This window comes from Herbaspirillum sp. meg3 (genome assembly GCF_002257565.1).
GTDB lineage: Bacteria > Pseudomonadota > Gammaproteobacteria > Burkholderiales > Burkholderiaceae_D > Herbaspirillum.
Genome location: NZ_CP022736.1, coordinates 4699393 through 4714953 on the forward strand (window position 1 = coordinate 4699393; position 15561 = coordinate 4714953).

Annotated in this window: 14 protein-coding genes; 4 read left to right on the forward strand and 10 right to left on the reverse strand. The window is 49.6% G+C overall.

Annotated features, from left to right (window positions below; all coding sequences use genetic code 11):
* Window positions 1-219: 219 nt before the first annotated feature.
* From hmeg3_RS21160 to hmeg3_RS21175, 4 genes are read left to right on the forward strand one after another with little or no spacing between them, the layout of a single operon-like run.
* Window positions 220-1512: a hypothetical protein gene (locus hmeg3_RS21160; RefSeq protein WP_094565500.1), complete on the forward strand. Its 1293-nt coding sequence runs from the start codon at window positions 220-222 to the stop codon at window positions 1510-1512.
* A gap of 4 nt (window positions 1513-1516) precedes the next feature.
* Window positions 1517-2326: a glycosyltransferase gene (locus hmeg3_RS21165; protein WP_094565501.1), complete on the forward strand. Its 810-nt coding sequence runs from the start codon at window positions 1517-1519 to the stop codon at window positions 2324-2326.
* Window positions 2323-3423: a hypothetical protein gene (locus hmeg3_RS21170; protein ID WP_094565502.1), complete on the forward strand. Its 1101-nt coding sequence runs from the start codon at window positions 2323-2325 to the stop codon at window positions 3421-3423. Before hmeg3_RS21165 ends, hmeg3_RS21170 begins: the two co-directional genes overlap by 4 nt.
* A 7-nt stretch (window positions 3424-3430) precedes the next feature.
* A complete protein-coding gene (locus hmeg3_RS21175; protein ID WP_198361733.1) occupies window positions 3431-4492 on the forward strand; it encodes a glycosyltransferase in 1062 nt (353 codons plus the stop codon).
* Window positions 4493-4659: 167 nt separating this feature from the next.
* On the opposite strand, the gene hmeg3_RS21180 is transcribed toward hmeg3_RS21175, so the two are convergent.
* From hmeg3_RS21180 to hmeg3_RS21225, 10 genes are all read right to left on the reverse strand, one after another.
* Window positions 4660-5166 (reverse strand): sugar transferase, encoded by a 507-nt coding sequence (locus tag hmeg3_RS21180; protein ID WP_369828843.1) that lies wholly within the window; start codon window positions 5164-5166, stop codon window positions 4660-4662.
* Window positions 5167-5426: 260 nt separating this feature from the next.
* Window positions 5427-7385, reverse strand: a complete 1959-nt coding sequence (locus tag hmeg3_RS21185; RefSeq protein WP_232511763.1) for a nucleoside-diphosphate sugar epimerase/dehydratase — start codon at window positions 7383-7385, stop codon at window positions 5427-5429.
* 161 nt (window positions 7386-7546) lie between these two features.
* The gene (locus hmeg3_RS21190; protein WP_094565505.1) at window positions 7547-8380 is read right to left on the reverse strand and encodes a hypothetical protein; all 834 of its coding nucleotides are present in this window, start codon (window positions 8378-8380) and stop codon (window positions 7547-7549) included.
* Window positions 8381-8492: 112 nt separating this feature from the next.
* A complete protein-coding gene (locus tag hmeg3_RS21195) occupies window positions 8493-9590 on the reverse strand; it encodes a DegT/DnrJ/EryC1/StrS aminotransferase family protein (RefSeq protein WP_094565506.1) in 1098 nt (365 codons plus the stop codon).
* Entirely contained in the window at window positions 9587-10603 is a 1017-nt protein-coding gene (locus hmeg3_RS21200) for an NAD-dependent epimerase/dehydratase family protein (protein ID WP_232511765.1), read from the reverse strand. Before hmeg3_RS21200 ends, hmeg3_RS21195 begins: the two co-directional genes overlap by 4 nt.
* Before the next feature lies 1 nt (window position 10604).
* Window positions 10605-11477: a methyltransferase, TIGR04325 family gene (locus hmeg3_RS21205; protein ID WP_094565507.1), complete on the reverse strand. Its 873-nt coding sequence runs from the start codon at window positions 11475-11477 to the stop codon at window positions 10605-10607.
* Window positions 11441-12343, reverse strand: coding sequence for a glycosyltransferase (locus hmeg3_RS21210; RefSeq protein WP_094565508.1), 903 nt, complete (start codon window positions 12341-12343; stop codon window positions 11441-11443). Before hmeg3_RS21210 ends, hmeg3_RS21205 begins: the two co-directional genes overlap by 37 nt.
* A gap of 225 nt (window positions 12344-12568) precedes the next feature.
* Window positions 12569-13795 (reverse strand): glycosyltransferase, encoded by a 1227-nt coding sequence (locus hmeg3_RS21215; RefSeq protein ID WP_094565509.1) that lies wholly within the window; start codon window positions 13793-13795, stop codon window positions 12569-12571.
* Window positions 13792-14583, reverse strand: a complete 792-nt coding sequence (locus hmeg3_RS21220) for a DUF268 domain-containing protein (protein ID WP_198361734.1) — start codon at window positions 14581-14583, stop codon at window positions 13792-13794. Before hmeg3_RS21220 ends, hmeg3_RS21215 begins: the two co-directional genes overlap by 4 nt.
* A gap of 13 nt (window positions 14584-14596) precedes the next feature.
* Entirely contained in the window at window positions 14597-15430 is an 834-nt protein-coding gene (locus hmeg3_RS21225; protein ID WP_094565510.1) for a glycosyltransferase family 2 protein, read from the reverse strand.
* Window positions 15431-15561: the final 131 nt, after the last annotated feature.

Consider the following 15561-nt stretch of genomic DNA (forward strand, 5'->3'; position numbering starts at 1 on the left):
CATTCTCAAAAAATAACCAATTAAATGCTCGATGCGAAATAATGAATCCATGACAAGTATTTCGGCATACGAAAGAGTTTTAAATCCCCTCCTCGTTTGGACCCGCCAATACGTGGCGCCAGAACGAGCAACACCTTGACTGTCATTAATGATCTTCTCAATTCAAACCTACGGACACACGTTTGGCAAGCCTGGCCTGTCATTCATTGGAACCGCACCTTGAGTCATCAACATAAGCAGTCAATCATTTTTGTCCTCTCGAATCTCGGTGGCAAAAGCGTTGCGGCGCTGGCCCAGCTATACGCCATTTTCATCTTCTCCAAAATTCACACTCCGATCGAAGCATCAGTCATCTTCCTGCTGCTGGGTTATGCAATCTGGTTTCAGGTACTCGAACTTGGTCTTTCCCAGACATTGCAGAATCGCTTCAATGCACGCAAGAGCGCTGCGGCTGATGTCCGCCTGATGATCGTCATACACTACGTTTTTGTACTTGTACTGGCTGCCTGCGTCATTGCCAGCCCCTTGCTACCCCGTCTCTTGCTGCCAGCAGAACACTACGATGCCAAAGGCATAGAATTCAGGGCATTCTCCATCGGCATGGCGCTCATGATTATTGCGACCAGCAATGTCATTCTGCAAAGAATGCTAGTGGTTCTTAACAAGGGACTTACTGCCAATACCCTCCTGATACTCCAAGCACTGACTTCCCTTGTAGGCTTGGCGCTGTATGCGCACACGGACAATCCCAACATAGTCATATCCGTGCTTTTGTATCTGGCACCGCAGGTTTTGATCAATCTTCCGTTGATCATCAATGTCGCACGCAAGGTACACTACAAACGCACTCAACGGCGCAAGGACCAGTTCCGCGCCATCTGTACCGATGCTCTCGGATTCTGGACTCTGAACGTACTGTCAGCAGTCTTTCTGGGTGCCGATTATTACTTTTCGGCGCACTATCTCAGTAGCGAGCAGATCGTTTCGTATCACTTTGCAACACGTTTCTTTTTCCTTTCATTTGTAGTTTATTATGCATTCGTCCAGCATCAGTCAAGACGCTTGACGCCTGCGGCACTGCGGGACGGCGCTCCGGCCATGCGGAAAATGATGAGAAATTCGGCGATCATCGGCGTCGCATCAGTGACGTTAATCTATCTGTCTGTCATCGCGCTGGATGACCTGCATTTGTTCGAGCACCTTACCAATAAAAACGTCATCGATCACTCTCTGATGTTGGCCGCCTTCTTCTATTTCACGATTCGCGTGCTGAGAGATGTCGGATTGGTGACACTGAGCAGCGCCGGTATTAAATCCGTCCTTTATAAAGTATACGTTGTCGAGGTAGTTCTTGGCTTTACGTTGCTGACGCTGACGGCTCAAAGATTTAATGGGGTCGGGATACTCGTCTCCATGGGTGTCACTTGTCTGGTGAGTACACTGATTCTTTTCTATTTGATCAAAAAACTGATTACTGCACATACGCAAAATCAGGTCCCGGGGACAATGTAATCTGATGAACAAAGTTTTACACGAGTCGGCGCAGACAGACATATTGCTGTCGATTATCACGGTCACACGTAACGATGCTGATCGACTGTCCCAGACGATCCAGAGTCTGCAGCAGTTCTATGGCGATGCAAGATTTGAGCACATAGTGATGGACGGCGGATCAACAGACCACACGATGTCTCTGGCATCTTCGCAGTCGGCCATTGCCAATTTCAGGTTTTATTCTGGATCTGACAAAGGCATCTACGATGCGATGAATCAAGGCATACAAAAAAGCAAGGGGAAATTTCTTCTTTTCCTCAACTGTGGCGACTGCATGTTGGCGACTCCCGACGGCATTGCGGCTTGGAGCAAATCGGTCGGCGATGAGGCAGCAATTGACATAGTTTGCTTTGCTTTCGCACAAATCGAAAGCAATGGTGCCAAAAAGATTATTTCCGCTCGAAAAACAGGATCGCATCAAATGCCCACATCACATCAGGCCATGCTGTTCTCCGCCGAGTTCATTCATGCTCACCCCTACAACATCCGATACAAGATCGCTGCGGACTATGACCTATACGTGCGCAGCCGTCCGAATGCCGTTGCCTTCGCATTGACACCAGCGCCATTGACTGCAGTGGAAGTAGATGGTGTGGCCTCGAGCCAACCACTCATTTCTTATAGAGAATATCTCGTGATCGTCTCAAAAAATATGACGGGCATGAAAATGGTGGCCTGCATGACGCGCATAGCGCTCAAGGCGCTGCTTGTAATTGCAGCAAAGTCAATTCTTCCTCAGGGTTGGATAAGCAAATTGCGAGGTATGTCGTGACAACCAATCACTCCAGAACCGTAGAGAGCACCTCGGGGAAAATTAGTGCGTTGATAGCAATCAAGATATTGGGGGCGTTGTTTGCGACGCTGGTCTTCGCCAGATTTTCACCGTTGGTTGATTCTAAGTTGTATTTAAGCGGCTACTACGCTATTGATCCGCTTCTAAGGACGCAACTTATCCACAAACTGGCGATCACGTTGAATAGCCTGGGAGGAGCCTTTTTCGCCCACGTGGTATTTGGTCTTATCTCAACAGCAGGGCTGATCTACTATTTTGCTACCGGCGGTCGGCGCTGGATATTTGTGTGGATGCTTTTGCTCCCAAGCTCTCTGGTCTGGACTTCAATCGTTGGCAAGGAAGCCTTATATTTTGGCTGCTTCAACCTCTTGCTCGTGATTTGGTCAAAATACGTTGTCGCAAAGCTTAACCTTTTGGATTTGCTTGCTGCATGTATGGCACTAGGTATCTGCGGCCTCCTGCGACCACACTATGGTGTGGCAATCGTATGGCTATTTTTTTCCACGGGTATTATCAAAAAATTGGGAAGCAAAGCTTGGCCCGTTCTGTTGGCGACCATTATTGTGGCGGCATTAGCGGTTTACTTTTATGTATGGTCAGATCTGCTTTACAGAGGGTTCGGCGGGATTGAAGCGTCGGCGCGTTCGAGCAGATTCGTGCTATTTGATATGGTGCCGAATTCCGACTCGGGATTTGACCATTTTAGAAAAATTGTCCTGCTGGGATTTATTGTAGGCATCGTAGGGCCTTTGCCATCCGAGTTACTCACTCGACCTGAATTCCTTCCGTTCTTTCTGGAAGGGGTACTTATTCTACTGTCCCCAATTTTCATATACAGATACGCAAGCAAACAAGAATTTATAGGAACGACTTTATTTTTGCGAATTTATTGGTGGTGCTTGGTGCCAGCAATCATATCGATCATGATTCTTCATGCACCTTTCGGACTCCTGAATCCAGGTTCCGCGTCTAGGTGGCGAACCAATTTTGAGGCCCTGTTTTATATGGCGCCATTGTTGCTGTTATTCCGTTTCACTGATTACAACCGCTATGAAGATACTTCACTTTCACCCTAACGGAAGAATGGCTGCGCTGTTCATCGACCCTCTGATTGAGGGAGAGCGTAGCCATGGATATACTTCAGAACTCATTACATCAACTAGAAAATCCAAGCTTAGTGAGGTGGAAATCGCGTATGACCTTTCCATCCGTAATTTGTTTTTCTTGCCGTTCGCGTTCTTTCAAATTTGCATGCTGATCAAAGCACGCAAACCAGATGTCCTTATCAGCCACAACACGAAATCATCTCCGCTCCCATTGCTCGCAGCATGGTTGATGAGAGTAAAGGTGAGAGTCTATTTCAATCACGGCGTCCCGTATGTTGGATATGCTGGAGTAATGCGCTGGATCTTGCGTTTTTTCGAGCGACTCAACTGTTTTCTGGCGACCAGAATTCTGACCGTATCATCTGACATGGTCAAACTGCTTAAGCACGTGAGCGATCAGATTCAACCCGCAACAATCCTCAATGGATCTGCATGCGGGCTGGATATCGATACTTACAACAGAGAGCGCTACAAGGACTCCATCTGGCGAACGGAAAATCGCATTTCAGAGGATGATGTTGTCGTAGCTTTTGTAGGACGTCCGGAGCGACGCAAGGGTTTCGAACGGGCGCTTCATGTTTGGGCGAACTACCTTAAAGACCCAAAATATAAACTGGTCCTTTGCGGGGCAACTCCCGCTGACGTATCGCGATTCTTGCCACGAGTCCCGGACAACGTGATCTGCTTGGGATTTGTGAGCAATATTCCGGAAATCCTGTCGAATTCCGATATTTTAATTATGCCAAGCTTGCATGAGGGCTTGTCCTATGCTGTGCTGGAGGCGATGGCATGCGGCTGCGTTGTCATCGCGAACGATATCGAGGGAATCCGCAGTCTCGTGTTGGATGGACAGAACGGCTATCTGGTGAAGAATAACGCTCTCTCGACTTATGCCGATTTGATTCAAGTCGTTACTACGGAAGAATATAACGTTTCCAATATCAAACGACAGGCCACCATAACCGCCGAAATGTTTTCTCGAAAACTGTTCATTCCTGCGTATCTATCTTTTTTAAACGATATCGCAAGAAAAGCGTAGCCAAGCGCAGACATAAAACGCGCAATGGCGTTACGGCCGTACTTGGAATCTCCCCAGCAGAGATTTTTTAAACAGCATTCGCTTCTAACGGTACAACTGCAAGCCCAAACAGGAAGGGGGAGAGGAATTTCTCGATTCTCCCCTATCCCGAGTTCAATCGCTACCTATCAGTGGGTAACGCCATCGCGCTTGATGACTTTCAAAAAAGTCATCCACAATATCTTGCAATCAAGCCAGCAGGACTGTTGAGCCATATATTCGCCGTCAAGCATAACCTTGCGTGGAATTGGAATATCATCCCGTCCGTTAACCTGAGCCCAGCCAGTCAGTCCCGGCACCAAAACGTGCACGCCGCATTGCGTACGAAGCGCGATCAAATCGTCTTGGTTATATAACGCGGGTCTCGGCCCGACAAAACTCATATCGCCTCGCACGATGCTCCATATCTGCGGCAATTCGTCCAAACTCGATTTACGCAGAAACGAGCCGATAGGTGTGAGATGTGAACCCGGATTAGTGAGTAAATGCGTCGCCACCGCGGGTGTCCCGATCCACATCGTACGGAACTTTGGCATGCGAAAAATACGATTCCCCTTCCCGACCCGGTCCGACCAATACAATATCGGCCCCGGCGAAGTAAAACGCACTGCAAGAGCGACAAATGCAACAGGCAATGCCAGCAGCAGCAGAACAGGTAATGCTAATGCAATATCAAAAAATCGCTTACTCAGGCGCATCTCGTTTCCCGACTTAACGTTGACGCTTGATGCAACGCGCCATCCAACAAAAAATCCTGCCTCAATCTGACGTCGCTGAAGAAAAAATCCAAGCATCTCCTGCTCATGTCCCAAGCGTTAAAAATAAAAAACAGTAAATGCATCTGCTCAGAAAATATTAAAAATAAGGAATGAGTACCAAACCTACAAACGACAACTTACTGCGAACCTTCTACACCTTCTGCTAGATAGACCAGATCAACAACGTCATTGACTGGGGTATATCCTGAGACTAGTTTGGCCAACATCCGAGAAATTGTATCGATATCGTTGTTATCGGCAGCGTTGAACAATATTTGCAGTTCTTTTGTCAACACATTCCAAGCGAGAAAATCTTCATGCGCTTTCATGATTCGTACATGCATGGTTGGCTGGGGATGATCACCGATCAGGAGCTCTTCATAAAGTTTTTCTCCGGGGCGTAAGCCCGTTACCTTGATCTCGATGTCCCCATAGGGATTGTCATCATCTCTTATCGTGAGCCCGGACAAACGAATCATCCGCCGCGCTAGATCGATGATTTTTACCGAATCCCCCATATCAAGTACAAACACGTCGCCGCCATCAGCCATTGCCGCCGCTTGGACAACCAATTGAGCCGCTTCTGGAATTGTCATGAAGTAGCGCGTCACATTGACATCAGTAACGGTTATTGGACCACCATCCTTGATCTGTTGACGAAACAACGGAATAACCGAGCCGGATGACCCAAGTACATTGCCGAATCTCACCATGGAAAAACGCGTTTTGTTGCTAACTACTGGGCTAACAGAAGCATCGACATCAAATACGGGATAGTCATTGATGGACAATGCTTGCAAAATCATTTCCGCGAGACGCTTCGTCGCGCCCATGACATTTGTCGGTCGTACGGCCTTGTCTGTACTAATCAGCACAAAATCACTGACCCCATTTTCGGTGGCAGCACGAGCTAAATTATAGGTACCAAGAACGTTATTACGGATCCCCTCTACTGGATTATGCTCGACGAGAGGGACATGCTTGTATGCTGCTGCGTGATAGACAGTATGAGGTTTCCAAGTTTTGCAGATCTCACTGAGGCGGCGATAGTCACGCACACTGCCGAGCAACGGCACAAGCTCTATCCTTTGCTGAGTCTCTTCCAGCTTGGTCTCAAGCTCTCGATGGATTGTATACAAGCTGAATTCGTTATGATCAAGAAGCAGCAATCTCGTTGGCTTTGCCACCATGATCTGCCGGCACAGCTCACCGCCAATACTGCCTCCTGCTCCGGTAACCAAGACTGTTTTTCCGCTTATGTGACGCCCAATCAACTCAAGATTCGGAGGTACGGGATCGCGCCCTAGCAAATCAAGTATATCCAACTCACGGATATCAGACACGGTCACGGTTCCATGTGCCAGATCTGTCAGATCCGGTAGCGATCGTACATGCACCTGATATTTTCGCAGAGCGGCCAAAATTTCATTACGACGGCTACGCGTGACACTCGGCAATGCAAGCAAGACATCCGTAACACCGTATCGGGATACCAGATCTTCGATGTCATCCGGCTTATAAACCCGTTGGCCGTTAATCGTCTTCCCATGCAACTGACTATCATCGTCGAGAAAACCAATCAATATTGATTGATGTCGTTGTGTCAAAGCGCTCGCAATTTGCGCCCCGGCCCCTCCCGCGCCATAAATCAATAGCCTGGAATCCTTCCGGTCACGTTGATTCGCTACTATATGATTCAACCAAAACCGTGCAAATGCTCTGCTACTTCCGACCATGATCAGGAGCAAGAGTGGCTGCAGCAGTCCGACTGACCGAGGCACATCAGGTAATGCCAACCAGAAAAGCAGAGTAAACAGAGTGAGTCCATAAATTGCCACCGCCTTGGCAATTGCAATCATTGCAGACAAGCCGGTATAGCGAAATACCGCTCGGTACAATCCTAACCGGATAAAAATCGGTACTGCAATTAGCGGTGCCATCTGATAGACATGCCATTGATAGCCTTGCGGCCAATGCAATATGTCAAGACGCAAGGAAAAAGCACTCCACGTTGCCACGACCGACATAAGGATATCGGCTCCGACAACGATGCACTGCTTGTAAAATCTTGATAATTCAATAATACTTTTTCGCATTCACTGGCACCAGTTTTATAGCCGAGAGTGTACAACACCAGCCTATCCCACCGGGCGTTGCAAAATTGCCACACGCACATTTCCTACAATGACCGGAGAAAATCACGGGAATGATTTCGGGGGAGCGCTCCTTCAAGAGGGGACGATGCTTGACGAGCCGCTCATTTCTGAGCAGGAAGTCGCTGATAAATAACATGCTGAAACAGCCATCTCTTGAACTTGCGCAAGATATCTGTTCTTTGTTTTGTCGGAGCTAAAACTGGTATTGGCATGCCATTTTGACGCAGCAGGCGAAACGTCGACTGAATAGCAATAACATAACGGTCGTAGTAGTGCCGTCCTTTACCCAGACGGTAATTGGAACATAAATGCAAAGCGTCTACGGCAACAATTCTTAAAGAATGAAAATGATAAAAGACTGGTTGCAAATCTGGAAAGGCCTTCAGGAAGTGCCTCACATTCCATGGCCCCAAGGTTTTTTCCACTTGCTTCAAAACATGCACTTCTCCCGAAAAACGAGAAGGCCAATCATCCAAGTACATTTGATCGCCGCATTTGCCATCCTCCAGTCTGGCAAAGCACCATTCAAGGCAACGCTCCTGCCACCACTTCAATACCTTCAATCCACCCTCGTTACGCAAGAACGTTACGAATTGTACGCAATAAATTCCTGCCGTCCGCGAGTGATCATATTCCGGCGCATATGCATGGGGTGTGATCAAAACATCTTTTCCACCGTCCTCCAGTTCCTGCAAAAGAATCTCTGGAGAACCAAAGAAAAACAGGTCCGCATCTAAATATGTGACGCGTTCTACCGTAATATCGCGGTCAAATACAAACTGCGGCGTAAACGGCGTCAGAGTCCAGCAATATTCTCCTCTGGAACGCCCCTGCTTGATTGCAAGAAGCGCCTCCGTTTCCACTTCACGAAGCGGCAACAGAGAGACATGAGGTAAGTCGAGTTGGCGTAGTTGCGTCTCTGCCAGCTCGTCCATGCAAACAATCCACAAATGAAAAGAGTGAGCATGCTCCATCAAAGAACTATGCAAGCACACGCCCATCGGAAGATAGTTACTATCAAACAGGGTGACATAATGTTCCGTCGTGCTACTTGAATGCATTTACAACCTCAACCACTTTCGCAACATCGTCATCGGTCATCTGTGGATGGCACGGGATCGAAAGACATGTCTTTGCATGCGCCTCAACCGCCGGTAATCCATTGGGGTCAACCCGGACTTCTGCACATGGCCGCTGCTGATGTGCGGGTATCGGATAGTGTGCAAGGTTGGCGACGCCGGCAGCCGTCAAATATTTACTCAAACGATCACGTTCCTCACATCTCACAACGAATAAGTGATACACGTGACTTTTGCTCTGCAACGGCAACGCAAGCATCGTGATGGCTGGATTCTTGACGTTGGCATGGTATGCCTCTGCGACCTCCCGACGGCGTACGGTAAAGCTATCAAGCCACTTCAGACGCTCGGTCAGCATGGCTGCATGTAATTCGTCAAGGCGGCTATTGAGACCGAGCTCCGGATGATGATACCGCTCGCTCTGCCCATAATTGCGTATCACTCGTGCGCGCTCCGCCAATTCGAAGTCGTTGGTAACCAAAGCCCCGGCGTCGCCAATTGCTCCCAGATTCTTGGTCGGATAAAAACTGTAGGCGCCATATGCGCCGAAAGAACCTGCTACATTACCGCTCCACTGCGCAAGATGCGCCTGGGCGCAATCCTCGAGCAACAGAATACCTTGCAGGCGACAGAATTCCTGCCATTTGGCCATGTCAGACAGTTGACCGTACATGTGCACCAACAATACCGCCTTGGTCTTGGAAGAAATACAGCGCGCCACACTGTCCATGCTGGATAAAGCGGTATCGGCATCGATATCGGCCAATACTGGCTGAGCACCCACGCGGAAAATAGCCAGCACAGTCGCAAACGCCGTCATCGGCGTTGTGATCACTTCGTCTCCGGCGCCGATGCCAAGCGTCCGCAAACCTATTTCGATAGCGTCCATCCCATTGGCGACACCTACTGCCTCCGCCACGCCGCAGCAATTGGCCCAAGCCGCCTCAAAATCCTTTACTTCTTTTCCCAGAATGTACCAGCCTGAGCGCAATACACGTTCGACGGCAGCGAGCTGACGCTGCACAAGCTCCTCTGGCTCAGCCTTGAAATCATTCATCAAAATCATTGCATAGACTCCCAATAGTGGCGCCAATGTTGTTGATAATATTCCAGCGATTGACGCAATCCCTGGTCCAGCCCTACTTTGGGTGTCCATCCAAGAGCTGTGCGTATCTTGGTGAAATCGCTATAGTAATCACCGATATCAATCGCCTTGCGCTCCGGCGGAAATGGGACGATTTGATGGCGGCTTCCTGCGTGCATAGCGTCAAGTTTGGCGGCCAAATCCTTGAGATTAATCACTTCAGAGCTGCCGAGGTTGAATATCTCTCCGTTGGAGTCTTCGCTCAAGGCGGCAAGCAATAGCGCATCGACTACATCGTCAACGTAATTAAAGTCACGCAATTGTGTGCCGTCGCCAAAAACCTGAACAGGCTTTCCTTCGACGATATTGCGCATCCATACACCCAGAAAAGTCTGTCTCGCGTCCTTGACGCGCATGCCAGGACCATAGGTATTTGTGAGTCGCAAGGCGCAAGCCTTGATGCCATACACGTTGTTGTAGAGAATGTGGTACCACTCGCCCGCCAACTTATTAATGCCGTTGACGTCCACCGGACGTATGGGATGCGCTTCATCCACCGGCAAGTACGCAGGCTTGCCATACAATTGACGGGTACTGGCAAATACTATCTTTATGGCAGGATTATGCTTCTTGCAGGCTTCCAGTATTGACAATTGTGCCGCTGCATTGATGTCTAGGTCAGTCTGAGGGTTATGCATGGAATCCATGTGACTGGTCTGACCTGCCAGGTTGAAAAGATACTCCTGCCCCCTCAACAAATAAGCCATGGCGAATGGATCGCGTACATCGCTGATATTGATGCTGATACTTTCCTTTATTCCGTCCACATTGAACAGATTACCTCCATACTCGGGAATCAGGCTGTCCACCACAGTCACCTTGGCACCATTTGCGACGAGTGTACGAGCCAGCGCAGAACCGATGAAACCGAGACCTCCGGTAATCAGCACTTTCTTGTCCGCAAAACGATTGAAATAATTCATGTTCTTTGTCATGTCAGCGTTTCCGCCAGATCATTCCTTTATAGAAAAACGGCACAGCGGTCTTGACACCCTCGACCTCCCCACCACCTCCGAGCGCATCAAATTCGGCGATCAATTCGAAATGATCATCCAACAAGCTACGCAAACGCGCCTCACTCAATATCGCACACGGATAACTGGCTGCATATATTTCTGCTGGGACATGCTGTACGCACAAGGCATCATCGTCGAGTACCGACATCGGCGTACGGTCAATGATGATGTAAGCACACCCTGAATCGATAGCCTCCTGCAGTCGTACTGCGACATCTTCGATGTATTGTAGAACGCTGCAAAACAGCACAACATCCGGCCGCATGATTTCCTGCGATGCAGAGATGGTGGACACGAAACGCAAACGATCCGACTCGAACCGAGCCCTTCCATGTTCGACGAAATTGGCTTGCTCAACCACGTGCCAATGCACCATGGGCAGTCGATCAAGAAATGCCCTGCACTGAAAATAAGTACTACCTAGAGCACCACCAAAATCAATCACCCGCAACGCCCCCCCTGTCTCGTTGGCCGCACGTAGCAAACCCGCAAGCAACGGGAAAGGGTATTCAACAACATCAAATGTTACCGAATCACGTTCGTATGCGGCCTCGCCGCGAAGAACCTTGTCTTGTGCAGTCGAGACCCTGTCCAGAATCAGTTGTGCGTCATAACCGACCGAAGCTGCCCGCGCGCTCGCCCAATCTGGATAGGCCCCAACAAAACGCACACCTTTGCGCGCCCATTTTCTATATGCATCAACAAGCAACGGAGGCAAACACATCCGCAGCCAGTAACGAACCCGGCTCCCACTCCTCATACGCGTTTCACCATCGATGACATTTTTTTCCATACGCGCTGTGCCAGCGACACTTTACCCTCGCGGAAGTAACGCGTAAAAGCATCGCGTCCTCCGGTACTATCTTCGATCGCGATAGCCCGAACCGGCACCGGTGTCATGCAAAGCTCCCCGGAATGAGCATCGGTAGGCTGGCAGTGCGTACCGCTGTCATCCATACCAATATTGAGCACCAGACTCTTGCCCGGATACAAGGTAAGCTTGTTCAACAGAAAGGTACTTGCGTACCAGCGGATAGCCCATGAATCGTTCTTTCCGGCAATTTGTGCCTCCAGCATGCCTACATAGTCGGCAGTGCCGTCAAAATCGAACAGCCGCGTCAGCCTTTGTGACTTCAGCGCCTTCAGAAGCTCATCTCCATCGGCATTGAAATCCTGCCAGGCGCGCGCCCAAGTTGCCCATCCCCAACAATCGGCTCCACGCAGGAAAAACGTCTCGGGTAAAACAGTCCCACAGGGATAAACATAACCGTGGATGCTTGCCACTCTGGATTCAGCCTCATAGCGCTGCAAACCTTCGTTCATGTAGGACAAGAAATAGGGGGAAGTCACCAGATCATCTTCCAGCACAATGACGCGTCCATGGTCTCGGCATACCCTGCCAACACCATCAATGATTGAGTCGGCCAACCCGAGATTGCTTTCACGCGCGACCAGAGAGACTGACTTAAAACCTTGGAGCGCATCAAACTGTTGGCGCACTTCCGCGACGGCATGTGCATCAGCGCCACTGCGTGGCGCATCGGAAAAGATAATCAGATCACTATCCTTGGCCAAATGATTTGCCTTGAGCGCAGCCAAGGTCTGTCGCGTATGCTCAGGGCGCTTATAAACAAACAAGGCAATTGGCGCTACTTCCATAGTGATCCTGAAGTCAATGAAACACGGTGGTTTCCGGTAGTTCGAGAAAATGGACTAATCACGGGCGCATTCGCGCCGACGCTTATCGAAAAATGATATTGCACGCTGCTCATTATGGCAAAACAGGGCAGGCACCTGCTACAGCCATCGTAAAGACACCACTTAATTCCCTGTAAATAACAGTATCCGCAACCATGCTTCCGTATTGGCGATGACGCACATCAACTAACTGGCTGCATAAAATAAACGACCGACCCATCCCTTCGCAGAATAAGTCACCGCACCGCACAAACGCCAGCTGGCCTCCAACAAAAGCCGGCGTCCTGCTCGCTCGGCTCGCTCAGCACCCACGAATGGCCGAAATGCTGTTACTAGCACCGCTTTCAACAATCGCAACCCAAGACCGACATGGCGATGCGCCGTCATATGCGCTTCAAAACGGGCAATATCGTCCGTACCAAGACGCCCGGATGGGCGAGCTGCCAGCAAGTCAGCGGCCTCCCGCAGCAAACCGGAAAAGCGCGCTTCATAGGTATGCTCAGCCATAACCCGACGAAAACCACGTTGCGCGGCGGCATCACGCTCTTCGGGATGCTTCAGTAGATGCCTAATTTGAGGAACCAAATCATCGATGGTCGAAAACACTGCCATCTCGGAGCCCACGCTAAAGTATTTCTCAAGCCGTTCAGCTGGTTCTGTCATTAGAAAACCACCGGCACCGGGAACTTCGAAAATACGCGCCTTTATCTGCCGACTCTTGGTCGGCAAGATCCCCTTGAACACAACTCCTGAATCGCCGAAATTCAAAGTAATACGTGATTCGCGGATGATGCTCTGCATTTGCTGCGCTGGCACAACCCCATTGTTCCATCCCTTGCCATAGCAAGCCACCGGAACACCTTGTTGAATCAGCTTGGCAATCCACTGCGGACGATTACCATAAGAAGTGCCGACGAAAGTCACGTCATGCTTGCACTCTGCAGATGGCAACGGCGCAAGCAGCGCATCGGAGTTCGCCGCCCATTGTAAGAGCCTTACATGCGACATACCGCTCGCGCTCGCACGTGCCTGCGCTTCCGGATAGGTAGTGGCGTAGAGGTCAAAATACGGCGCCAGAAATCGAGAAAACTGCGCGTATTTCCAAGAGTCGTCAGTAGCCCAGTTGATCAGCACAGCACGGGACTTCTCGCGCAAGAGCTCAAGCGTCTCCAGCCAGACTTCGTACCCGAAGAGTACAAAAAAGATCGCATCAGGATCTTCGCGAACCACCGTCTTAAGCAAGGCCTGGTTCAGCGCAGCAAAGTCGGTATAGGCGCTCTTATTGTATGACTCAAAAAACACTACGTCATGCCCGAGCTTACGCAGGGCGGGTAGAAAATTGACATACTCATAGCCTTCGCCACGGCGTGGATCGCCATAGTTATGCTCGCCAAAAACACAAAGGATTTTCAAGATTTTTGAAAAGTAAACATACCGCAGCCATATTCAAGATCACGAGCATTTTCGAGTACCACATTCTCATGAAATGCACCCGCGTCATCTACCAAAGAAAAATCCACCAACGTCAACCCGGGAAACATCGCCACGACACTTTCGGCTGCATGCACACGATGCGCATTGAAGCAAATTCGTTCACGCCCCACCGGCAGAGAAAGATACAGCGTTCCTCCCTGCGCTATCACCCGAGCCAATTCACGAGCAGCCTTGTTAGAACCTTCTGGATCAATTGGATCGCCATAGCGCCCCAGACCGATATGCTCAATGACGTGCAAACACGACAGTGAATTTACCGAGTCGTCCGCATTGGACAATGCCAGAATATCGCCACTACCACACGTCAGTCCGGACAAGCGCGCCTTGAGCGGTCGATAATCAATAAAAGTCACGTCCACGAATGCACTCAACACGCTGATCGTAAGCACGCTTGAACTAATATCGAAATGATGTTGCGGCGCTGACGCGCGAAGCTTTCTCGCGAGCCAAGCCCCTTGATAGAAATAGTGAGCGTCGAAGGGAGTATGGGTGCTCCAGTCCCCTAGCGAAGGTTGCATGTCCCCATATCGCAAGATTTGGCCGGTTGCCGCTGCAGCCTTGCGATATCTCGACCAATGCAAAAAAAAGGTCGGCAGATACAGCAAACCGACGATCGGCCTCGGATAGAGCATCGCCTTAACCCAGTTTCTTGCTATCGCTCTCAAATTTAAACTCAATTCTTTACTCCTGCGCAGCACAAAAGGCATTCATCAAACGCCTTCATTTATGTTTTTTGTAGAGACCTAAGGTCTTAAGCACAACCTTGGCAAGAGACCGGGCCAAAAAATAACCGCGCAACTTACACTCACCAACCCAGGAACGTATCCAGAGATTCTTCTTCAATGCCCTCGAGATTTCATCGATCGCCTTGCTACGCGATTGTGTACTGACACCTCCATCGTGAACGCATGTCACCAGCATGGGCACATGCACGACCCGCTCAACCAATGCTCCGCGCAACAGCCATTCATAATCCATGGCAAGTTTGAAAGCGTGATCGAAATTGCCATATTTTTCAAAGTAGGAACGATGCGTCAACATGCTCGGCTGCGGGATCATATGACCGTACATCATCTTGCTCGGCACGAAATCAATGGAGGTACGACTGAGCACTTGCTCGCTTTCGCGATCCAGCAAGTCGCAATCTCCATATAGAATCGCCGGCTGGCTGTATTGCTCAATCAATGTCACCATACGCTCGATTACGTCGGGGCCAGCCAATGCATCGTCGGCGTTCAGGAACAGCACATATTCGCCGGTGGTGTGCGCCAGACCTTTGTTGAAAGCATCGGAAATACCTGCATCCTTTTCACTGATCCAATAGGCATACCTGTCGGCATGAACCTTGATGGCGTCAACAGTCCCGTCCGTAGACCCTCCATCAATGACGATATACTCAATGTGAGGATAGGATTGTTGCAAGACACTCTCGATAGTTTGTCCGATAAAACGAACCCCGTTGCGAACAACGGTAACGATCGAGATACGAGGAGCAAAGGAAATTGGCGTACTTGCATCGGACTTCAATGCTGATATTGTCATGGAATCAGCCATTAGATAATTTCAAATACTTACGTTTGTTTTTATGGCTCGCTAAAACCTGGCGCTTGCCCAATACCGTTTCCTCGAGCAGTGAATAAGCCCATTCTGATCGATGAAGCTACCAAATTTCCTTAGGCGTAAAG